Origin of the sequence: Helicobacter apodemus, assembly GCF_003097575.1 — a bacterium.
Lineage (GTDB): Bacteria > Campylobacterota > Campylobacteria > Campylobacterales > Helicobacteraceae > Helicobacter_D > Helicobacter_D apodemus.
On sequence record NZ_CP021886.1, the window covers coordinates 1099964 to 1120604 of the forward strand.

Sequence of the window (20641 nt, forward strand, 5' to 3'; positions counted from 1 at the left end):
GAGGAATAAATATTGAAGGAATTATTTTGATGTTTGTAGCTGGATATATTTTTTAGGGTATAAAAGGATTTTTTCTTCTTTAAGAAGTTGTGTAAGAACTTTTTTAAAGGCTTTTTTGCTTAAGAAGCAAAGTTTTGTAATTTCTTGTGGTGGGCTATCATAATGAAGGGGTAAGATTCCTTGATGTTGTTTAAGGGCTTCTAAAACTTTTTGGCAGTCTTTTTGAATATTTACTTTTTCTTTAGGATTTTTTAGCCATAAATCGCATTTGCCATTAGGATAGATTTTTTTGATAAAGGCTTCTTTTTCTTCAAAAAGATTTGGGCTTTCAAAAATTTCATTTTTATATAAAAGCCCTAAATAAGTTTTATTAATAATACATTCATAGCCTAAAGGAGTTTCCCTAAAGGGAATAATCTTGACTTTATCAGAGGTGTTAAGAGGATAGGGGGGTTTGAAGTTTTTTAAATAAGGTTTAAGATTATATTTAGCGATTAAGCGATTTTCTTTATCAGTGTCTATAAAAACTGCTATTTTAGTCCCTAAAGTGAAATTTTGTGGCTTAGAAGAGGGCATAAATAAATCTTTTGCGATACCCAATTCTAAAAAACAACCAAAGTTATTTTTATCCTTTATTGTGAGAATGGCGATTTCTCCTTTGAGTGCTTTGGGTTTTAAAGTAGTAGCAATAGGTCTATCCTCTGAATCGTGATATAAAAAAACCTCCACTTCATCACCAATGTTTAAAGTATCTAAGAGATATTTATTAGGTAGCAAAATTTCTTGATTGTAATGTTGCAAATAAGCACCAGCTTTGCTAAATTTGCAAATTTTAAGTTTTTGTAGAGTGCCTATTTTTATCAATCTATTATCTCCATGAAAGTATCAAATAAACTTCTTCCTAGCGGTATTTGGTATATTTCTGAAATACGCCAACCTACCACAAAAATCATAATCATAAAGATAATAAATCCTATGAAGGTTAAGATCAATAAAGCTTTAGAAAGTTTTAGATAAAAATGCTCATCTAAGGCATCATTGATAATTTTATAATATTTTAGCCAATCCACAAAAAAACTAAACCAAAAAGCAAAAACACCTAATAAAAGTATGCTAATAGATGCAAATATAAGCATAGAAATATAGGGTGAAAAGCTTGTGCTAAATTCATAAATATTCATCTCCCACATTAAGATGGCATAACTAATATGCACACCAAAGAGAACAAAAGCAAGCAGTAGCACCATAAATATTTTTTGCACACACAATTCGATAAAAGTGCAATGTTGTGTAAATTCTTTGTTGGTTTGTTTTTTAATCTCTTTGTCGTTTTTATCCAATAAACGCAAATTGACAATTTGTGCTTTTAGGTTTTTAATCCAATCTTTTCGGGATTCTTTCATAGTCTCATTCATTGATTGAAGCCTTTAAGTGAAATGATGGGATTATGCCTCAAAATTGTTAAGGAAGTTTTAACAATCTTTAAAAGAATTTCTTAACTTTTACGCATAGGATTTATCAATATGGAATTTTTTATAAAATGCCTCTAAATCTTTAATATCCTCTAATAAGCCTTTTTTTTGAAGAGATTTTAAAACTTTTTGAGAGCAATCTGTTTCTTTTGGCCACTCTTTGGTGTAACCATCTTTACTATTCTTATCAGTTGCGTCAATAAAAATCATTGAGTGAATAATTTTTATATCCCTTTTAGCATCAATATTATTAACTACTCTCCAAAGAATCATATACAGATTATCCAAGTCGTTTTTTTGGTAGTCTAAGAAAATGCCTATACTTAAATGTTGATTAAGTATTTTGGGGATATTTTTCTTAAAAGCTGTTTGCAAGCTTGTCTTTTTATCGATACTAATTAGGGTAATGGGGTTTTTGGTGGAAGTATAAAATTGTTTTAAATGTTTGATATTTTTAAAGAGGGGATTTAATAGCTCTTGTAGTGATTTATCACTTAATATTTCCAAGGACTTTTGCACTTCCTCTCCTGTGCAATCAATACCTAATTTACCCCCATAAGCATATTCACTGCAAGCGTGGTCTAGCACATCACAAATTCCCTCTGTAATAAGACAATTTTCAACTTTGAAGCGATTAAGGATATAGGGGATAATAGCCTCTTCTTTTAAAGAGGGAGCATCCTCTCCTACAAAGAGGGCGTGTTTAACAAAGCTCATTTGTCCAACTCCCCAAAATGCGTGCATACTTTGTTGGGCTTGTCCTTGAAAACGTGCTTTAATTTTCGCTAGGATGAGATTATGAAATACCCCATTTTCTGGCATATAATAATCTATTAAATCAGGAGTTGTTGTCTGCAAGAGTGGCAAAAAGATTCTCTCTGTGGGGTAACCTAGGTATTTATCCTCTAAGGGAGGCTTACCTACAACGGTCGCTAGATAGATAGGATTGACTTTAGAGGTTATAGCCTCTACCTTTAGCACAGGATAGGGTTCAATAGGTGTGTAAAATCCAGTATGGTCTCCAAATTTGCCCTCATCCCTTAAGGTATCAGGCTCAACAAAGCCTTCTATTACATAATCACAATCATAAGGGACATATAAGTCATTACTTAGGCATTTTACCATTTGTGGCTTTTTCTTGCGTATAAATCCATAAAGCATAAGTTCAAATAAACCATAAGGCAAAGGGGCAGTAGCGCACCAAGTATAAAGAGGGTCTCCACCTATGGCAATGCTAACGGGCATTTTTTGTTTTGCTTCTTTATAGGTTTGCAATAAATTCATAGAATCTTTATGGAGTTGCCAATGCAAACCTAAATGATTCTTATCATAAACTTGCAAACGATACATTCCAAGATTTTTAACATTCCCATCAAGGCTTTGTGTGTAGCACTGCCCCATAGTGATAAAAGCACCCCCATCTTCCTCCCATGTTTTTAAAATAGGCAGGGATTGTAAATCTATTACATTGCCTCTTTGGATGAGGGCTTGACAAAGTCCTTTTTCTTTGAGAATCTTGGGGGCTAAAAAACGCAAATTAAGCAGTTTTGGGAGGAGTTTTAAAGCCGTTTTAAAGTCTTTGGGGGGTTTTAACCTTAGGAGATATGCAATATCCTCTGCGATTTTTTGCGTATCCCCAATGAGTAATTCTACCCTTTTGAAACTTCCAAAAAGATTCATTAAAACGGGTGTTTTAAAATGAATATTTTTTTCTTTATGGATAGGATTGGTGAAAAGTAAGGCTTTAGAATCTTTTTTCTTGACTTCTAAATAGGCTAAATGAGGAATTTCTAAATGAATATCTAAAGGTTCTGTTATGATTTTTATTTCATTATGCGCTTTTAGTAAATCAATAGTTTGTCGCATTAGGTATTCCTTACTCTTTGAATTATTATAGGGGTATTTTACCAAATTTATAAAAAGGTCTTGATTTTATCCTCGCACTCTTTACAATTCTTGAATTTTCTTGAATTTTTTGAGATAATTTAGTTTTTTAAAGCTAAATTCTAAACATTAAAGATTATTCAATGCAAATTTTATTAAGGATTGTTGAAAGTATAGAAAATATTAGTGAAATGGTGGCAAAGATTTCTATTTTTTTGTTATGGATTCTTTGTTTATTAGTTTTTGCTTTAGCGGTGGCATTAAATTTTTCTTATGTTAATAGCCAATTAGATGATTTTAGCCTTTATTGCTTTGCTTTGATGATTCTTTTAACCTTTTCTTATACACTAAAAGAAGATAGGCATGTGCGTTTAGATTTGCTAAAATATCCTAAAAACCTAAAAAATATCAGCTGGTTGCTTATTAATATATGCTTTATTCTACCTTTTTCTTTAGTGATTGCAAAATATAGTTTTGATTTTATGATGCACTCTTATTCCATTGGTGAATCTTCGCCTAATGGCAAGATACCCTATTATTTTATTTTTAAATCTTTTGTGGTAGTGGGGTTTATTTTATTGGCTTTACAAAGCATTGGAGAATCTTTAAAAACCTTTTGTTGTTTGCTGCATAACAAACAAAAGACTTAAAGGAATAAATCTAAAATGGAATTATTCGCCCTTATTATTTCTAGTATTATTTTATTAATCCTTGGTGTGCCTGTTGCTTTTGCCTTTGGCTCTAGTGGATTAATTGTTGGTAGCTATTTAGTGTTTTTTGAAAATAATCCTTATATTTTATCCTTTTTGCCTAATCGTTTAGAGGGGATTTTTAACAATACCACTTTGATGAGTATCCCTTTATTTATCCTTATGGGAATGATACTAGAGCGTAGCGGAATTGCAGAGCGACTTATAGGTTCTATCGCAAAGTTTTTTGGCTCACTTGGTGGAGGGGCTGCTATTGGAGTGATTATTGTAGGGGCTTTATTAGCTGCTAGTACTGGTATTGTTGGTGCTACGGTTGTAATGATGGGGGTTATTGCAGTTCCTGTGATGGTAAAAGCACAATATAATAAGAGTTTTCTCTCTGGTGTAGTTGCTGCAAGTGGGACATTAGGACAGATTGTTCCTCCCTCTATTATCCTTATTATTTTAGCTGATGTTTTGCAATTAAGTGTGCGGGATTTATTTGCTGCTGCTATTTTGCCTAGTATTTTGCTAATAGGTGCTTATATTTTCTTTGTTTTGGGTGTTGTTTTCTTTCTCCCTCATTTTGCACCCGCTAGTGAAGATTCTAGTAATATTAAATCTTTAGCCCTAGAAACGCTTAAGGCAGTTATTCCACCTATTGTTTTAATTATTCTTGTTTTAGGGAGTATTTTAGGCGGATTGATAGAGCCAACCGCAGCTGCTGCTTTAGGGGTCATAGGGGCTTTAATCTTAGCACTTTTGCAGGGGCGATTAGATCTTAATTTGCTCCATATTGCAGGGAGAGAGACGATACTTTTTTGTGGTATGGTATTTGCTATTTTAATTGGTGCGAATTGTTTTACGCTTGTGTTTAACACTTTAGGGGGAGATAGCATAATTTTGGAGTTTTTCTTAGTGTATTTGGACTCCCCTTTATATTTTGTGCTTGTTGCTATGCTGGTTATTTTTATTTTAGGTTTTTTTATTGATTTTTTTGAGATTTGCTATATTATTTTACCCATTTTAGCAGGAATTGCTATGCATTATCAAATTAATATGCTATGGTTTGCTTTGCTTGTGGCAATTAATTTGCAAACAAGTTTTTTAACGCCTCCTTTTGGGTTTTCTATTTTCTTTTTAAAGTCTGCAGTGGGAGAGTGTATTAAGATTAATGCAATTTATAAGGGGGTTTTACCCTTTATCTTGCTGCAGCTTTTAATCTTAGCGGTGATGTTTTTATTTCCAAACCTTACCTTAAATAGTGAAGATTGGGGCAAAATTTTACAATTTATTTTTTAAGGAGATATTATGAAAAGACGCGATTTTATCAAAAAAACTACTTTGGGTGCAGTGGGTGTTGCGGGTGTCGTAGCATTAGTAGGTTGTAAAGATAAGGTAAAGCAAGGAGAGAATACAGGTGGTGTAGAATCTGCTAAAAAAGCTAATATAAAAATCTCCCTTGCGATGAGTTGGTCGCTTACTTTGCCGATATTATCAGATATAGTAAAACATTATACTAAGGTGGTTAGCACATTAAGTGAGGGTTCTATACAAATAGAGATTTTCCCAGCAGGTAAGCTTGTCCCCGCACTTGGAGTCTTTGATGCAGTCAGTAGTGGGCAAATTGATGCGTATCATTCCGCTCCTTATTATTGGGAGGGAAAAAATACAGCATTTAATCTTTTCTCGGGTATTCCCTTTGGTATGATTGATAGTGAAATTAATGCTTGGTATTTATATGGAGAGGGTATGGATTTGTGGAGAGAGATTGCAGGGAAATATAATCTTTATCCTCTTTTAGGGGGTGCAACAAGTATCCAAATGGCGGGTTGGTATAAAAAGGAGATGAATACCTTAAAAGATTTTGAGGGTTTAAGGATTCGTATGGTAGGAGTAGCAGGACAGATTTTAGCTAAACTTGGGGCAGCACCTAAAAGCACACCGGGTGCAGAAATTGTTCCTAATTTAGAAAGGGGAGTTTTAGACGCAGCAGAATGGGTCTCTCCTGCTTTTGATGAGAAACTTGATATTCATAAAGTAGCACCTTATTATTATACGCCTTGGCAAGAAGCGGGTTCTATTACAGAATTTGTCTTTAATAAACAAAAATGGGAGAGCTATCCTAAAGAAGTGCAAAATATTTTAGAATTTGCGAGTAAAGAAGCACATTTACAAATGACGGCTATGGGGCAGTTTTATAATGCAAAGGCAATGGAGAGATTACAAAATCAAGGGGTAAAGGTTAGGACATTCTCTCCAGAGATAATACAAGGCTTTAAAAAGACTTTAGTGCAAGTGCTTGATGAGGAAAGCACAAAGAATCCAGATTTTAAAAGAGTTTTACAAAGTTATCAAAGCTTTCAAAGAGAGCAAGAAACTTGGACAAGGGATAGTTTAAGGGCTTATTTAGAGATTAGAGGGTAGGGAATTAAGATTTAGGTTAAATAAAAGTTTAGCTTCATTGCATTAAATTTTGGAAAAGGAAAAATTATGAATTATCCCATTTGTATTCTCACCCTTCACCATATTCATCCCTTTGAGGATTGGTTGAGTGTAAGCCCACAATTATTAGGTAAAGCTCTTATAAATATTAAGCAAAAGGGCTATAACTTCATTTCTTATGCGCAATTCATAGAGATTTTGCAATCTAAAAAGAATCCTTTGAAAAAACAAGTGCTTTTAAGTATTGATGATGGTTATTTTGATGTTTATAAGTATGGATTTCCTGTTTTAAAGGAGCTAAAAATTCCATCGGTTTGTTTTTTAATCACTAATACTATTGTAGAAAAAAGGCAAAAAGAGCCTGTTTTTAAGCCCCATAAAACCATTGATTATACTGCCGATATAGAATATTTTTTAACCGCTGAAGAAATTTTTGCTATGAGGGAATGGATGGCTTTTGATAGTCATACCGCGTCACATTATAATTGTAATACACAAGATAAGGAAACTTTAGAGTTTGAATTGACTACTTCTAAGAATAAAGTAGCAGAGCTTTTTCCGCAAAAAGATATTTTTGGTTTTTGTTATCCCCGTGGAAAATTTAATGCCTTGTCCCAGGAGACTTTAAGAGAGTGTGGATATTCTTTTGCTTTTTCTACTATAGAAGGAGGTGCTTGTGTGGAATCTTGTGATAATTTTGCTATAAAACGGATTTGTATCTCTAGTGCATCTGCTAAAAGAGGGGAGAGGGATTATCTAAAGCGGTTAAATACAAAGCTCTTTATTTATTCAACCCCAATTTTAGGGAGTTTAAAATCAAAACTTAAGGCTAGAAAATCAAGGGGAAGTTTCTAATTAAAGTTGTAAGTTGTTATAATTTGATAATTTGAGTTTTAGGAGTTTTATATGTTGCTTTTCACCCCCGGTCCAACCCCTATCCCGGAATTTATGCGTATGGCTATGAGTGAGCCTACCATCCATCATCGAACTTCAGAGTTTGAATCCCTTTTTGCTAAAGTAAGAGCAGGTTTAAAAAAGATTCTTAAAATGCGTGAAGTTTTAATGCTTGCAAGCTCTGGAAGTGGAGCGATGGAAGCGTGTGTAACTTCTCTTTGTGCAAAAAAGCTCTTAAGCGTTAATAGCGGAAAGTTTGGCGAACGTTTTGGAAAGATTGCTAAAGCTTTTAATATCCCTTTAATAGAAATTAAAAATGAGTGGGATACCCCTGTAAGTTTAGAATCTATTTTGCAAGTATTAAAAGACAATCCCGATATTGACGCATTTTGTATGCAAGTGTGTGAAAGTGCGGGTGGATTAAGGCATCCTTATGAAGAAATTACAAAAGCTATTAAAGCCTATAACCCTAACATTATGATTATTATAGATGGTATTACTGCTATGGGGGTAGAGCCTTTAGAAGTAAGTTATGTAGATGCTTTAATTGGTGGCTCACAAAAGGCTTTTATGTTGCCTCCTGGAATGAGTATTATTGGGCTTAGTCAAGCGGCTATTGCAAAAATTGAGGAAAGGAATATTGGGTTTTATTTCAATCTCAAAACAGAGCTTAAAAATCAAGTGAAAAATACAACTGCTTGGACGGCTCCTACTACGATTATTATAGGGCTTTATACATTTTTAGAGAAACTTCAAGAAAAGGGTATAGACAGACTTTATCAGCAAACAAGGGCTAGAGCCTTGGCAACTAATGCGGCGATGGAGGGAATAGGATTGAGGATTTATCCTAAAACTCCTGCTTTAGCAATGACAACAATTTTTAATGAATCTAGTGAAGATTTAAGGAGGATTCTTAAGAATGACTTTGGGGTTAATGTAGCAGGTGGGCAGGATCATCTAAAGGGCAAGATTTTTAGGATTAATCATATGGGATTTATTGCTTTAAATGAAATTTCTTGGGTGATTAATGCTATTGAGCTTAGTTTAGAGAGATTGGAGGTAAGAAAGTTTGATGGTAGGGCTAATCAAATCTTTTTGCAAAAGTATTATGAAATGATGTAATAAAGTAGAAAAATGAAATTTTTAATCACAGGAAGTGCGGGGTTTATAGGCTCATTTTTAGCATTAAGGCTTTTAGAGAGAGGTGAGGAGGTTGTAGGCTTAGATAGTATTAATGATTATTATGAAGTAGCAATTAAATATGGCAGATTGCAAAAGGCAGGAATACCACAAGAATTAGTAGCATATAATACTTTAGTGCAAAGCAAAAAATACCCAAACTATCGTTTTATCCAGTTAAATTTAGAGGATAAAGAAAATCTTTTAAAACTTTTTGAAAATGAAACATTTGATAAAGTTTGTAATCTTGCCGCACAAGCGGGTGTGCGTTATTCACTCCTTAATCCCGATGCTTATATCCAAAGCAACATTGTAGGTTTTCTAAATATTTTAGAATGCTCTAGGCATTATGGGATTAAGCATTTAGTGTATGCTTCTAGCTCTTCGGTGTATGGATTAAATGAAAAAATGCCTTTTAGCACCAGCGATAATGTCGATCACCCTATTAGTCTTTATGCTGCTAGTAAAAAGAGTAATGAGCTTATGGCACATACTTATTCTTATTTATTTAATCTTCCTACGACAGGTTTAAGATTTTTTACGGTTTATGGTCCTTGGGGGCGTCCTGATATGGCATTATTTCTTTTTACAAAGTCTATTTTAAAGCAAGAGGCGATAGATGTTTTTAATTATGGTGAAATGCTAAGGGATTTTACTTATATTGATGATATAGTAGAGGGTGTAGTTAGAGTGCTTGATAACATACCTAAGCTAGATTCTACTTGGAATCCTAAAAATACAGACCCCCATAGCTCTAAAGCACCTTATAAAGTTTATAATATAGGCAATAATCATCCTGTCAAATTAATGGATTTTATAGAGATTTTAGAAAAGGAGCTTGGAATAGAAGCAAAAAAAACTATGCTCCCCTTACAAGCCGGAGATGTTCCTGCTACCTATGCCGATGTTAGCGATTTAGTCAATGAGTTAGGCTATAAGCCTAGCACTTCTATTAAAGTTGGAATAGCCAATTTTGTCGCTTGGTATAGAGATTTTTATCAAATCTAAAATATCTTAAATTATGTTGTTTTTAGTCTTTGTGTGTTAGAGTTCGCCTTTTAAATTCTTAATATATGTTAGGTTTTTATGATTATTATTCCAGCAAGATTGAAATCTACCCGCTTTCCTAATAAGGTTTTAATCCCCATTGGGGGAATCCCTATGGTTATTCGTGTAGCAAAGATTGCTCAAGAAGTCGATAGGGTTGTGATTGCAACTGATGAAGAAGCGGTAAGAGAGGTTTGTAAAGATTATGGGTTTGAAGCTATTTTAACCGCTAAAAATCATGAGAGTGGAACAGATAGGATTGCTGAGTGTGCTAGAATCTTAGGATTAGCTGAGGATGAAATGATTATTAATTTACAAGGTGATGAACCCTTTATCGAAAAAGAAGTGATACAAAGTTTAAAGAATCTTATGGCAAAAAAAGCTAAAGAGAGTGGAGAATTACCCTTTATGGGGAGTTGCGCTAAAGCTATTAGCAAAGAAGAAGCAAAAGATTGTAATCTTGTTAAAGTGGTTATAAATGCTGCTAATGAGGCACTTTATTTTTCACGCTCTCCTATCCCTTATGATAGGGAGGATAAAATAGCTAATAGCACAAATAGCTATTGGGGGCATTTAGGTATTTATGCCTTTAGCGGGAAGAGTTTGCAAGAGTTTTGTAAGCTCCCAAAATCTACCTTAGAGGAGATAGAAAAACTCGAGCAGTTAAGGGCTTTAGAGTATGGAAAGTGCATTATAATAGCAAAGGTTAAAAGCAGATCTTTTGGTATTGATACTCCAGAGGATTTAAAAAAGATAGAAAAATATTTATAAGGAGTGAAATGCAATTAATAGAGGTTTCTAAAGAAGCTAACTTACCAACGAAATTTGGGGATTTTAAAATCCAATCTTTTAGAGAGAAAAAGAAGGTTGGAGATGAGGTTTATTGTTTAGATCATCTTGTAATAAAGAGTGAGGAACTTCCTAAGATTCCACTTGTTAGAGTGCATTCTGAATGCTTAACAGGTGATGCGTTGCAGAGTTTAAAATGTGATTGTGGCGGTGAGCTAGAAATGGCTTTAAAAAAGATAGCTAAAGAGCAAGGAATGGTAATTTATCTGCGTCAAGAAGGTAGAGGCATAGGACTTTTTAATAAAGTCAATGCTTATGCCTTGCAAGATAAGGGTTTAGATACCGTGGAGGCAAACTTAGAATTAGGGTTTAAAGAGGATGAGAGGGATTATTCTGTGGTGAAGTTTATCTTTGAATTTTATGCTTTAAAGCAAATTCGTCTCCTTACCAATAATCCTAAGAAAATAGAAATTTTTAAGCAGATGGTAGAGGTTGAGAGAGAGCCAATTATTATCCAGTGCAATCGACATAATGCACATTACTTAGAAGTGAAAAAAGAGAAAATGGGGCATTTACTTTAGGAAGTTTTATGGAAGAGAAAATCACCTATGCAAGAGCAAAAGAAATACTGCAAAATCAAAAAATATCGCCCAAAGGCTTAGAGAGAGTGTTTTTATATGAATCTTTAGGGAGGGTTTTAGCTAAAGATATTTTTGCTAGTGAGGATATGCCAGAGGTTGCATTATCAAATATGGATGGATATGCCATAAGCTCTACAATGATAGAGTTAAGCAAAGGGATTTTTACAATACTAGGTGAAAATCCAGCAGGGAATGAAAAAAAGGTAGAATTACCTCTTACCCAACCTTATGCTATTAAAACTCTAACAGGTGCAGCAATACCCCATAATGCAGATATATTAGTTCCTTTTGAAAATGTGAATGTTGATGGAGAATGTTTGAGGGTTAATGAATTTCCTAAAATAGGAGAATTTATAAGAAAAGTTGGCGATAATTATAAAAAAGGTGAGAAACTCTTAAGCCAAGGAGTGAGGCTAAATGCTAATCATATCGGGCTTCTTGCGAGTTTAAATCAAATCTTTATAGAAGTTTTTGAGAAACCAAAAGTTGGGATTTTAGTCAGTGGTAATGAGATTTTAGAAATTGGAGAATCTAAGAATAATCCCCATTGCTTCTATAATGCTAATGGGCATTTGCTTTATGCTAAAGTTAAAGAAAATGGAGGGATGCCTAAGCTTTATCCCATTTTAAAAGATGAGAAATTTAGCATACAATCTTGTTTAAAAGATGCCTTAGAGGAATGTGATTTGGTTATATCAACAGGTGGGGCTAGTGTTGGGGATTATGATTTTATACAAGCTATTTCTAAAGAGTGGAGTGAGAAGATAGTCTTTAGGGGGGTTAGGATTAAGCCCGGGCAGCATATTATTTATGCAAATTTTTTGCAAAAGCCATTTTTTGGTTTGCCCGGATTCCCTAATTCTACTTTAGTAACCTTTGAACTTTTTGTTAAAGCAATTTTAACAAAACTTTGTGGAATGCCCTTTAAAGAGGAGATTGTAGAAGTTACACTTCAAGAGGACTTGCAAAAAGGTGATAAGAGATTAGAATTTAGGGTCTGCAATATTAGGCATACAAGGGGTAAGATTTTTATAGATTTTGAAGGTAAAAAAAGCTTTCAAAGTGCGATTTTAAATAATTTTTGTCCTTTAGATAACGCAAGAGTAGGATTAGCAATTTTAGAGGGTAATAAGCTTAAGGGAGAGAGGATACCTGTTATTTTATTAAACTCCTAGCATTTCTCCTTTCTAAAGAAATATCGTAGCAGTTGGGAAAAGCAAGCTTAGTTCCACTCCTGCTTAAGATATTTTTACAAAGGAGTTAGCCCTTATAGTGCTTTTACTTAGCCTTGCACTTAGTATCAAAGATACTAAAAAGGCGAGGTTATATATCCCCCTATGATCCCACCATTGTTTTTTATACCATAAAAGAATTTTTAAGCTAGAGATTATAATAAAACACCATTCCTAGTTGGCTTAAAGCTTTAGAATCTTCAAAACTTAAATCCTTTTTCCTTAGGAAAAAATAACTCTTACAACCATATTTTTGAATATTATCAAGGGTTTTTAGTTCTTGCTTTGAAAGTAAAGAGGGGAGAATAAGTGTTAAAGTTTGGATTCTTTGGTGCTTTTTGAGGGTTTTATAGGCATAATCTATCGCATAAGCGCAATGCTCTTTTACCCCAACAACGCTAAAGGGTGTTAAAAGCTCTTTAGGGATGAGGGATAAAAACCTATGTGTGCCAAAGCTTTTAAAGGGTAGCATTGATTAATTCCCCAATTTCTTGGTATTCTAATTTTTCATTTTGTAAAAGTTTTTGTTGGATGGTATTAAGAAGATTTTGGTAATTTTTAAAAAATTCTATACGTTCTATTTTGCAATTTTCTAAAATCCTTAAAATATCTTCTTCACTGCCTATAAGGTATTCCCCCATTCCATAGGATTCAACCATTTTTTTAGCAATGTTTTTAGCGATGTTTAAATCCTCTTTAGAATGTGAGTAGTATTCATCATAAAGTAGCTTTAATGCTGCAATCCCCGAGAGATGCACTTTGATTTGGTTTTCTAATTCATTTTTGCTTGAAAATTCTTTATCTAAGTATTTTAAACCATCACTCATTAAAGTTGTTTTCTCAAAAGGTATTTCTAAATGATACGCACTAAAGGCTTTTGCTGCTTGATAAAAAGCTAGAATTTCTTTTTCTTTTTCATTAAAGCTTAGTTTTTTCTTTACCCCTATCATCACCTTATCACGCACACTTAAAATATCTTCTTTTTGAATAATTTTAGAATCCCTTTTAATCGCATTCAGTGCTGCCTCATTAATGAGTGAAGCGATACCAGCTCCGCTAAACCCTACGCAAAGTCTTGCTACCTCTTCAAGATTAAAATCATAATTTTTATCCCTACAATGCACTTTTAAGATTTTAATCCTCTCTTGCAAATTGGGTAATTCAACAAATATTCTCCTATCAAATCTTCCACTTCTTAGTAAAGCTTCATCCATAGAATCCATATTATTGGTTGCCCCAATTACTATAACGCCTTTACTATCTTCAAAGCCATCCATTTCTGTTAGGAGTTGGTTAAGCGTTGCTTCGCGTTCATCATTACGCATACCTCCTCTTGCTTTACCCACTGCATCAATCTCATCAATAAAAATAATAGAGGGTGCATTAAGCTTAGCTTTAGTGAATAAATCCCTTACTCTTTTTGCCCCCATACCGACATAAATTTGCACAAAGCTTGCACCACTTTGGTAAAAAAATGGCACACCAGCTTCCCCTGCTAAGGCTCTAGCAATTAATGTTTTACCAACTCCAGGTGGTCCTATTAGAAGCACTCCTTTTGGGAGCTTTACTCCAAAGTTTTGGTATTTTTGTGGAGATTTTAGATAATCAATAATTTCTTCTAATTCCTCCTTAGCTTCACTAATGCCAGCTACATCTTCAAAAGTGATATTAGATTGCGTGGATTGTATCTTAGCTAAATCAAGGCTTTGATTAATCTCGTGGCTTAGTTTCTGAATATCTTGAATATTTTTAAAAGAGAGATTTTTACCAGACTCTTTAGAGTATTGAGAGTTTTTAATTACTAAAAATAAACAAATAATAATGGCAAAAATAAATAAAATCCATTCTAAGTTTTCTAAAAAAGTAGAGTGTGTAGTAATTTCTATGGGAATTTTCTCACCAAAACTTTTAAGATCTACACTTTCTTTAGAGATTTTATAAGATTGCTGATTGATTTTAAAATATAAATAATCCCCTCTTATTTTTGCAGAATTTGGGAGCGAATCTTGCATAAGATAATGTAATTGTGAATTGCTAATGAGCATAGCATTATCCTTTAAAGAAAGAATTGCTAGTAAAATCAATGCACTAATAGAAAGACAAATCCCAAAAATAAGATATTTAGATTTGTGCATAATTTTTATCCTCTTTAGCAGTAAAATGGGTTACTTTTATCCAGCAGTCTTTAGAAATTGGCATTTTAGAAGTAATTTCAATTCGATTATAATATTCATCTAATCCGCTATAAAGGGTTTGATTTTCTACTACTTTTTGCGATTCTATTAAAATATTAAGAGGAGTATTAGATTGTTGGAGTTTTTGACGCATAGCAAGATTATTGTTTGCGACAATTACTTCAAGTTGTTTTTGACGCTCTTTAGCGATATTTCCTCTCACATCTCGTTTAAGCGTGCTTGAGGGTGTTCCATCTCTTGGGCTATAAATAAAGCTATGCAAATGGGTAAGGGGTAATGCCCTAAAATTTTCTAACGCTTCTTCCCAAATTTTTTGTGATTCTTGTGGATGTCCTATAATATAATCACTACCTAAAGCAAAGCCCATTTTAGAAAGCTTTTCAAAAAGTAGATAATCTTTGGAGTAAGTATTTTGGCGATTCATAAGCTTTAGCATAAAAGGGGAGGTGTGTTGTAAGGCAATATGTAAATGCCGCTCTATCTTAGGATTAGCTAGTATTTCAAAGAAAGCCCCATTAATTTGTGAGGGCTCTAAACTTCCTAATCTTAAGCGTTTCACTCCATCAATTTGGCAAATATCTTGTAGTAACGTGCTAATGCTCTGCTTAGATTCAATGCCCCAACTTCCCATATTCGTTCCTGTTAAAATAAACTCGCTAAAGCCTTTTTGGCAAAGGGTGGTGATTTGTTGTAAGATTTTTTCTTTGCTAAAGCTTCTAGCCTTTCCACGAACACTAGGGATGATGCAATAACTACAAGCGAAGTTACATCCCTCTTGAATCTTAATAAATGCACGACTCTTTCCGATAAAATCTGTAATGATTGTAGAATCGAGATTTTCTAAATCATCTTGCAGATAAAAGCTTTTTGATTGTTTAAGTAATTCATTGATTTGTTCTTTAAAAGAATGTCCAAATACCCCAAATACAAGCCCTTTTTGCAAAAGAGATTCTCCTTGAGTTTTGACTCCACAGCCTGTAAAATAAATTTTTTTTCCCTCATTTTGGAGGCGGTTAATATAGTTTCTTACTCCACTATCTGCCCCATTAGTTACTGTGCAAGAATTTACAATAATAATATCACTATCTTCTTCATAGGGGGTTTGTATAAAATCCCTTAAAGCATTCATCATAACTTGTGTATCAAAAAGGTTAGTGCGACAACCAAAAGTCTTGAAATAAACTTTAGGTTTTCTTAAGGTATCAGCTATCATAAATTTCCTTGTATGGGAGGAATAGAACCATCATTTATAGGGATATTTTTATCTCCGCTATAATAAATAGTAGTGCTTGGGTAGGCAATTTCAATCTCTTTGGTTTTAAGGATTTCATTAATAATCTCTGCACTAATGTTGCTTCGGAGTGCTAAAGTTGCAAAGGAATTTGTGAGATACCATACAGAAATTCTAATACCATTGGGTTCTAAGAAACTATATACACGAGGTTCAACACTAAGGTTGCGTAAAGTGTAGCGATTCCTTAATTTATTAAATTGCTTCCTTGTAGATTCTGTATAGCCTTTAGCATATTTTCTAGCACATTCTCTAGCGATATGGCAAGCTTTTGCGTGGTCAGATTGAAAAGTTATGGTGAAGTCTATGCCATCCCATACGGTTTGCATACCACTATGGCTATAATTAGAAAACATAGTGGTAAAGACGAAATTATTAGGGATAAATATCACTCTCCCTGCACGGCGATTTTCTTTATAAGAGGTTAAAGTAACATCTTCATATAAAATAATTCTTAATACTGAAATATCTAAGACATCCCCTACATACACTGCCCCATCTTTGATAACCTTTATCCTATCCCCTGCATGCACGGCTCCACCAATAATAATAACAAACCACCCTAAAATTGACATAAACAAGTCTTTCATCGCAATGGCTAAACCAGCAGAGGCAAATCCAAGCACAGTTACAAGATAGCTAACATTATCCAAATAAGAAAAAAGTAATATTACAATAATTAAAGTAATGTTTAAAAAGTTAATAATCTTATTAGCAGTATAAATCCTTTCGTTATTATGGATATATTTACGCACCCCTAATTTTGTAAAAATGGCAATGGCTGTAAGGATTAAAAGAACAATTCCAATATAAACCCCCTTGAGTGTTTGTGCTTTAATTTGTACCCTTAATTTTTCTATATTTTCTTCTGCCTCTTTAGAAAAAATCCCAAAAGTTGTTGAGAATATATTTTGTGTGGCTTCTAAAACTTTTATAGTCTCTGCATTATCTTGCAAGGCTTTGAGAATAGATTGAGGATTAGAAAAGAGGCAATAATTAGTTGTGCAAATTTGCGTTAATTGTTCTTTATTTTTAGAGTCTTTAAAGACTTTTAAAAGAGTGTTTAAAAGAATTTCCTTTTTACGGAGGTTATCTAAAGTTTCCTCTAAGGTTTTGTAATTAGTTTTGAGCGTTTCTATTTCTTGCTTACTCCTTTTGATGTAAGAGAAAGCTTGAATGATTAAAATAGGATTAGTTACATTAGGAATCTCCCCTAAGTTAGTGCTTTCGATTAATTCTATAAAAGGAGAATCCTTATGAACTTCTAGGAGGCTTTTTTGCTGATTAAGTGTGTTGAGATTTCTCTCTAAGCTAATAAGCTGACTTTGTGTTTCAAGGGTTTTTGGTTGTGCTTGTAGAGAGGAGACTTCTTCTTGAAGTTTGGTAATATTAAAAATAACTTGTTGGTAAGTTTGGTAGTTAGAATATTTTTTTAGCCAAAGATTATTAGGATTATTTGAGATTTTATCAATGCTTTGGATTTCTTGGTCTATTTGTTGAATGATTCTTATTTCCTCTGCACTGCTAAGTGCATAAAGCTTGATACAGCTAAATAAAAAAATGAAACTATAAAATAATAGTTTCATTCTTGAAATTCCTTGAGTATTTGCATTAATAAGTCTTTGGGGATATCTTCTTTAAAGATAAAATCCCCTATCCCCTTTGGCAAGACAAACTTTAATTTGTTGTTAATGCTTTTTTTGTCCAGGAAAAAGGCTTGATAAAAGGTCGTAATATCTTTAATCTTGTAAGTAGTGGGTAAATTGTTTTGTTTGAGGATTTGTAAGATTTCTTGATATTGTTGTTGAGTGATGAAACTTAAACGAAGTGCTAAGGTATTTGCCATAACTATTCCAATACTTACCGCCTCTCCGTGCAAATAATGTCCATAACCACTTTGGGCTTCAATGATATGCCCAAAGGTATGCCCATAATTTAAAGCTGCCCTAATCCCTTTTTCTGTCTCATCCTCTCTTACAACTTTAGCCTTAATGCTTACAACTTTATAAATACATTCTAAAAGATTCTTAGAATCTTCCCAATTTGTTGTTTTAAGGGAGGTAAAAAAGTCTTTATCAAAACAAATTGCCATTTTAATAATTTCTGCTATTCCTGCGTTAAATTCTCTCTTAGGGAGTGTTTTTAGAAAGTGGGTATCAATATAAACCGCTTTGGGTTGGTGAAAAAGCCCAACAAGGTTTTTACCAAATTGATTATTAATGCCTGTTTTACCCCCAACACTAGAATCAACTTGTGCTAAGAGTGTGGTAGGGATTTGGATAAAATCAATCCCACGCATAAAAATTCCAGAGGCAAAACCTACTATATCGCCGATGACTCCTCCGCCAAAAGCAATCATTAAGGAGTTTCTATCTAAGCGATGATTGAAAGCAGATTCTAAAATAAGTTCTATACTTTGCATATTTTTATAAGTTTCCCCATCTTGCAGGCTTAAACAATAGACTTCATTAGCTTGAATTTTAGAGAGTAAGAATTGTAAATGCAATCCTGCAATTTTTGGATTGGTGATGATTAACACTTTCCCTTTATGGGAGATATTGGGTAAAGCACCAAAGGTGATAGAGTAGTTAGGCAGGGTAATTTGCATAGGGATAATTGCCTTTAGCTTAAGTAAAATTTACTGAGAATTTTAGCGATTTTTTGTTTTATTTATCCTTTATGTTATAATTTATTGCTTATGGGGAATGGGGATTTATAATTTATTTAGTAGTCTTAGATAAGGGTAGAATTATGTTAAAGGCTTGGATTTTTTTATTTTTAGCAATTTTTTCTGAAGTATTTGGCGTTTCTATTGTTAATTATTCACAAGAGGATAATAAAGCTTTGGTGCTATCTATACTCTTTATTAGCATTGCCATTGCGTATTATTGTATGTCTTTATCCCTAAAAAAGATTAGCGTAGGCATAGCCTACGCGATTTGGGAGATTGTAGGCTTAAGCCTTATTACAATTATTGCTATTTTTGCATTTGGGGCAGAATTAAAAATGCAAGAATATATAGGTTTAGCATTAGCACTCCTTGGAATTGCACTAGTAAATTTTGGAGAGAAGCCTAGCAATGTTTAATATTTACTTGCTCTATGTTGTTTTAGCAGCCCTTTTAGATGTTTTTGCAAATCTTGCATTGAATAAGTCTAATGGGTTTAAGAATCTTAAATGGGGAATTTTATCGATTTTGTTAGTTTGGTTAGCTTTTTATCTCTTAGTATTAAGTTTAGAGGGAATGAAGCTTGCCATAGCTTACACGCTTTGGGGAAGTATAGGGATTTTAGGAACTACACTTGGGGGATGGTATTTTTTTAAACAAAAGCTTAAACCCATAGGTTGGATTGGAATTTGTATGATTATCCTTGCAGTTATTACTCTAAAAACCGCTTAAATTTTTAGAGTTTATCACTTTAAACGATGATGGTTAAGATAATATCTCCCTCTTTAAGAGAATCTAAGACTTTCAAGCTTTCTTTATCTTCTATTTGTCCAAAGACAGTATGTTCCCCATCAAGATGAGGTTGGGGGGCAAAACAGATGAAAAATTGACTTCCGCCAGTATCTCTTCCAGCGTGTGCCATAGAAAGGGTTCCTTTTAGATGTTTATGGGGATTGTTTTCTAGCTCACAGGCAATACTATATCCGGGTCCTCCTCTTCCACTCCCTTCAGGACAACCTCCTTGTGCGACAAATCCAGCAATTACGCGGTGAAAATTAAGATTATCATAAAACCCACTTTGTGCTAAAGAAGCAAAGTTTGCTACAGTATTTGGTGCTTCATTGGGGAAAAGTCTAATGCTCATATTACCTTTTTGTGTTTTTATCATAGCAAATTGCAATTTATCAAGGACTTCTTTACTAGTATCAAATGTTTTAGTTTTCATTGGGATTCTCCTTTAAGTTTTCTAAATTTTTTATTATTTAAAGACTGGTATTATAGACTATAAAAGCGTTAAAATTATAATTTTTTACTAAAAATTTAGGATTAAATGAAAAGAGTGCTTATAGTTATGAAAATATAATAGTCTTGGAATAATATTTAAAGAAAGTTATTGTAGTATTGGGATCTAAAACTCTAATGACAAGGGAATAATATGTCTAAGATTATTTTGTTACTTTTCTTAGCTGTAAATCTTAATGCAGAGTCTTTATACCCTTCTTGGTTAAGGTATGGTGTAAAGATTGTTACAGACTTTGGAATGTATAATGAAATAGAGGGTTATGGAATTATTATTAATGATGGTTTAATCATTACAAGCGCACAAAATGTTTATCAAAATAGCAAAGTAGGGAATATCCTAGTTTATGATACAGAAGCCCTAAACAATCCCATTGCTTGTCTTGGTTATGCTAAAGTCTTAGCCTTAGATACAAATTTAGATTTAGCGATTTTGGCAATTTCTACCTTTACAGATATTTATTGTAATATTCTTCCGCATGGAAGTTTTCGGGCATTGATTTTTGAAGAAAGTTTTTTAAATCTTTTAGAAGAATCTCAAGATTTTACTTTAGATAAAAATGCGGATATTTCTTATATCATGATTGGTAATTGGCTAGAGTTTCAAAGAAAAATGATACCCTTAGGAAAATTTATGACTTTATTACAAGTCCAAAAAGAAAATTTTTTAGGAATGCCTATTTTTGTAAAGAGTAAGGATTTTTTTGTAGAAGATTTCTTTGCAGGAATTATTACTGGAAAGGTGCAAAAAAAAATTTTAAAAGCTAAAGAAATTGTGCATTTTCTTTGTGAAGTTAATAGTAAGACTACCATTTTTCAAGCATACCCCTCTATCCAAACACATTGTTATGCTAATTAGCAAGATTAAAGTAAAATGAGGGTAGAATCTAGCCACATTTTTGTATTTTTAAAGGGA

At 33.3% G+C, this 20641-nt stretch carries 21 protein-coding genes; 12 read left to right on the top strand and 9 right to left on the bottom strand.

Going from position 1 to position 20641, the window contains the following annotated elements; translation table 11 throughout:
- Nucleotides 1–21: 21 nt before the first annotated feature.
- The 3 genes from CDV25_RS05405 to CDV25_RS05415 form a co-directional block, all read right to left on the bottom strand.
- Nucleotides 22–864: a CvfB family protein gene (locus CDV25_RS05405; RefSeq protein ID WP_239056314.1), complete on the bottom strand. Its 843-nt coding sequence runs from the start codon at nucleotides 862–864 to the stop codon at nucleotides 22–24.
- Nucleotides 861–1415, bottom strand: coding sequence for a hypothetical protein (locus tag CDV25_RS05410; RefSeq protein ID WP_108911083.1), 555 nt, complete (start codon nucleotides 1413–1415; stop codon nucleotides 861–863). The genes CDV25_RS05405 and CDV25_RS05410 overlap by 4 nt, the downstream gene beginning before the upstream one ends.
- 87 nt (nucleotides 1416–1502) lie before the next feature.
- Nucleotides 1503–3338 carry a menaquinone biosynthesis decarboxylase gene (locus CDV25_RS05415; protein ID WP_108911084.1) on the bottom strand — a complete coding sequence of 612 codons (1836 nt, stop codon included), beginning with the start codon at nucleotides 3336–3338 and terminating at the stop codon, nucleotides 1503–1505.
- A gap of 161 nt (nucleotides 3339–3499) precedes the next feature.
- Between CDV25_RS05415 and CDV25_RS05420 the strand changes: the two genes are divergently transcribed.
- From CDV25_RS05420 to CDV25_RS05460, 9 genes are all read left to right on the top strand, one after another.
- Nucleotides 3500–4006: a TRAP transporter small permease subunit gene (locus CDV25_RS05420; RefSeq protein WP_108911085.1), complete on the top strand. Its 507-nt coding sequence runs from the start codon at nucleotides 3500–3502 to the stop codon at nucleotides 4004–4006.
- Nucleotides 4007–4021: 15 nt separating this feature from the next.
- Nucleotides 4022–5347 (top strand): TRAP transporter large permease, encoded by a 1326-nt coding sequence (locus CDV25_RS05425; RefSeq protein WP_108911086.1) that lies wholly within the window; start codon nucleotides 4022–4024, stop codon nucleotides 5345–5347.
- 9 nt (nucleotides 5348–5356) lie between these two features.
- Nucleotides 5357–6472, top strand: a complete 1116-nt coding sequence (locus tag CDV25_RS05430; RefSeq protein ID WP_108911087.1) for a TRAP transporter substrate-binding protein — start codon at nucleotides 5357–5359, stop codon at nucleotides 6470–6472.
- 66 nt (nucleotides 6473–6538) lie between these two features.
- Nucleotides 6539–7345, top strand: a complete 807-nt coding sequence (locus CDV25_RS05435; RefSeq protein WP_034552301.1) for a polysaccharide deacetylase family protein — start codon at nucleotides 6539–6541, stop codon at nucleotides 7343–7345.
- A gap of 51 nt (nucleotides 7346–7396) precedes the next feature.
- Nucleotides 7397–8506 carry a pyridoxal-phosphate-dependent aminotransferase family protein gene (locus tag CDV25_RS05440; RefSeq protein WP_108911088.1) on the top strand — a complete coding sequence of 370 codons (1110 nt, stop codon included), beginning with the start codon at nucleotides 7397–7399 and terminating at the stop codon, nucleotides 8504–8506.
- A 12-nt stretch (nucleotides 8507–8518) separates the two neighbouring features.
- Nucleotides 8519–9571 carry an NAD-dependent epimerase gene (locus CDV25_RS05445; protein ID WP_108911089.1) on the top strand — a complete coding sequence of 351 codons (1053 nt, stop codon included), beginning with the start codon at nucleotides 8519–8521 and terminating at the stop codon, nucleotides 9569–9571.
- A gap of 78 nt (nucleotides 9572–9649) precedes the next feature.
- Entirely contained in the window at nucleotides 9650–10381 is a 732-nt protein-coding gene (kdsB, locus tag CDV25_RS05450; protein WP_108911090.1) for a 3-deoxy-manno-octulosonate cytidylyltransferase, read from the top strand.
- Nucleotides 10382–10389: 8 nt separating this feature from the next.
- A complete protein-coding gene (gene ribA, locus CDV25_RS05455; protein WP_108911091.1) occupies nucleotides 10390–10980 on the top strand; it encodes a GTP cyclohydrolase II in 591 nt (196 codons plus the stop codon).
- 8 nt (nucleotides 10981–10988) lie between these two features.
- Nucleotides 10989–12215: a molybdopterin molybdotransferase MoeA gene (locus CDV25_RS05460; RefSeq protein WP_108911092.1), complete on the top strand. Its 1227-nt coding sequence runs from the start codon at nucleotides 10989–10991 to the stop codon at nucleotides 12213–12215.
- Between the two features lie 205 nt (nucleotides 12216–12420).
- On the opposite strand, the gene CDV25_RS05465 is transcribed toward CDV25_RS05460, so the two are convergent.
- Genes CDV25_RS05465 through aroB form a run of 5 tightly spaced genes read right to left on the bottom strand, consistent with a single transcriptional unit; the run spans nucleotide 12421 to nucleotide 18366 of the window.
- Nucleotides 12421–12744 carry a hypothetical protein gene (locus CDV25_RS05465; protein ID WP_108911093.1) on the bottom strand — a complete coding sequence of 108 codons (324 nt, stop codon included), beginning with the start codon at nucleotides 12742–12744 and terminating at the stop codon, nucleotides 12421–12423.
- Nucleotides 12731–14407, bottom strand: a complete 1677-nt coding sequence (locus tag CDV25_RS05470) for an AAA family ATPase (RefSeq protein WP_108911094.1) — start codon at nucleotides 14405–14407, stop codon at nucleotides 12731–12733. The genes CDV25_RS05465 and CDV25_RS05470 overlap by 14 nt, the downstream gene beginning before the upstream one ends.
- The gene (mtaB, locus tag CDV25_RS05475; protein ID WP_108911095.1) at nucleotides 14394–15680 is read right to left on the bottom strand and encodes a tRNA (N(6)-L-threonylcarbamoyladenosine(37)-C(2))-methylthiotransferase MtaB; all 1287 of its coding nucleotides are present in this window, start codon (nucleotides 15678–15680) and stop codon (nucleotides 14394–14396) included. The genes CDV25_RS05470 and mtaB overlap by 14 nt, the downstream gene beginning before the upstream one ends.
- Nucleotides 15677–17344, bottom strand: coding sequence for a mechanosensitive ion channel domain-containing protein (locus CDV25_RS05480; RefSeq protein ID WP_108911096.1), 1668 nt, complete (start codon nucleotides 17342–17344; stop codon nucleotides 15677–15679). Before CDV25_RS05480 ends, mtaB begins: the two co-directional genes overlap by 4 nt.
- Nucleotides 17341–18366, bottom strand: a complete 1026-nt coding sequence (gene aroB, locus CDV25_RS05485) for a 3-dehydroquinate synthase (RefSeq protein ID WP_108911097.1) — start codon at nucleotides 18364–18366, stop codon at nucleotides 17341–17343. Before aroB ends, CDV25_RS05480 begins: the two co-directional genes overlap by 4 nt.
- Before the next feature lie 143 nt (nucleotides 18367–18509).
- Here aroB and CDV25_RS05490 point away from each other — a divergent pair, with 143 nt between their 5' ends.
- On the top strand, nucleotides 18510–18845 hold the full coding sequence (locus tag CDV25_RS05490) for a DMT family transporter (RefSeq protein WP_108911098.1): 336 nt from the start codon (nucleotides 18510–18512) through the stop codon (nucleotides 18843–18845).
- Between the two features lies 1 nt (nucleotide 18846).
- On the top strand, nucleotides 18847–19158 hold the full coding sequence (locus tag CDV25_RS05495) for a DMT family transporter (RefSeq protein WP_239056443.1): 312 nt from the start codon (nucleotides 18847–18849) through the stop codon (nucleotides 19156–19158).
- 19 nt (nucleotides 19159–19177) lie between these two features.
- Here the strand turns inward: CDV25_RS05495 and CDV25_RS05500 are convergent, their stop codons facing one another.
- On the bottom strand, nucleotides 19178–19651 hold the full coding sequence (locus tag CDV25_RS05500) for a peptidylprolyl isomerase (RefSeq protein WP_108911100.1): 474 nt from the start codon (nucleotides 19649–19651) through the stop codon (nucleotides 19178–19180).
- A gap of 210 nt (nucleotides 19652–19861) precedes the next feature.
- On the opposite strand from CDV25_RS05500, the gene CDV25_RS10190 reads away from it, so the two are divergent.
- On the top strand, nucleotides 19862–20584 hold the full coding sequence (locus CDV25_RS10190) for a hypothetical protein (RefSeq protein ID WP_162550451.1): 723 nt from the start codon (nucleotides 19862–19864) through the stop codon (nucleotides 20582–20584).
- The last annotated feature ends 57 nt before the right edge of the window (nucleotides 20585–20641 follow it).

Excerpts from the sequence above, each read along its gene's own strand:
- CDV25_RS05490 (WP_108911098.1), top strand. The coding sequence starts at position 18,510 with ATGTTAAAGGCTTGGATTTTTTTATTTTTAGCAATTTTTTCTGAAGTA.
- CDV25_RS10190 (WP_162550451.1), top strand. The coding sequence starts at position 19,862 with ATGTCTAAGATTATTTTGTTACTTTTCTTAGCTGTAAATCTTAATGCA.
- ribA (WP_108911091.1), top strand. The coding sequence starts at position 10,390 with ATGCAATTAATAGAGGTTTCTAAAGAAGCTAACTTACCAACGAAATTT.
- CDV25_RS05445 (WP_108911089.1), top strand. The coding sequence starts at position 8,519 with ATGAAATTTTTAATCACAGGAAGTGCGGGGTTTATAGGCTCATTTTTA.
- CDV25_RS05480 (WP_108911096.1), bottom strand. The coding sequence starts at position 17,344 with ATGAAACTATTATTTTATAGTTTCATTTTTTTATTTAGCTGTATCAAG.
- kdsB (WP_108911090.1), top strand. The coding sequence starts at position 9,650 with ATGATTATTATTCCAGCAAGATTGAAATCTACCCGCTTTCCTAATAAG.
- CDV25_RS05500 (WP_108911100.1), bottom strand. The coding sequence starts at position 19,651 with ATGAAAACTAAAACATTTGATACTAGTAAAGAAGTCCTTGATAAATTG.
- CDV25_RS05470 (WP_108911094.1), bottom strand. The coding sequence starts at position 14,407 with ATGCACAAATCTAAATATCTTATTTTTGGGATTTGTCTTTCTATTAGT.
- CDV25_RS05440 (WP_108911088.1), top strand. The coding sequence starts at position 7,397 with ATGTTGCTTTTCACCCCCGGTCCAACCCCTATCCCGGAATTTATGCGT.
- CDV25_RS05460 (WP_108911092.1), top strand. The coding sequence starts at position 10,989 with ATGGAAGAGAAAATCACCTATGCAAGAGCAAAAGAAATACTGCAAAAT.
- aroB (WP_108911097.1), bottom strand. The coding sequence starts at position 18,366 with ATGCAAATTACCCTGCCTAACTACTCTATCACCTTTGGTGCTTTACCC.
- CDV25_RS05435 (WP_034552301.1), top strand. The coding sequence starts at position 6,539 with ATGAATTATCCCATTTGTATTCTCACCCTTCACCATATTCATCCCTTT.
- CDV25_RS05410 (WP_108911083.1), bottom strand. The coding sequence starts at position 1,415 with ATGAATGAGACTATGAAAGAATCCCGAAAAGATTGGATTAAAAACCTA.
- CDV25_RS05415 (WP_108911084.1), bottom strand. The coding sequence starts at position 3,338 with ATGCGACAAACTATTGATTTACTAAAAGCGCATAATGAAATAAAAATC.
- CDV25_RS05420 (WP_108911085.1), top strand. The coding sequence starts at position 3,500 with ATGCAAATTTTATTAAGGATTGTTGAAAGTATAGAAAATATTAGTGAA.
- CDV25_RS05430 (WP_108911087.1), top strand. The coding sequence starts at position 5,357 with ATGAAAAGACGCGATTTTATCAAAAAAACTACTTTGGGTGCAGTGGGT.
- CDV25_RS05465 (WP_108911093.1), bottom strand. The coding sequence starts at position 12,744 with ATGCTACCCTTTAAAAGCTTTGGCACACATAGGTTTTTATCCCTCATC.
- mtaB (WP_108911095.1), bottom strand. The coding sequence starts at position 15,680 with ATGATAGCTGATACCTTAAGAAAACCTAAAGTTTATTTCAAGACTTTT.
- CDV25_RS05425 (WP_108911086.1), top strand. The coding sequence starts at position 4,022 with ATGGAATTATTCGCCCTTATTATTTCTAGTATTATTTTATTAATCCTT.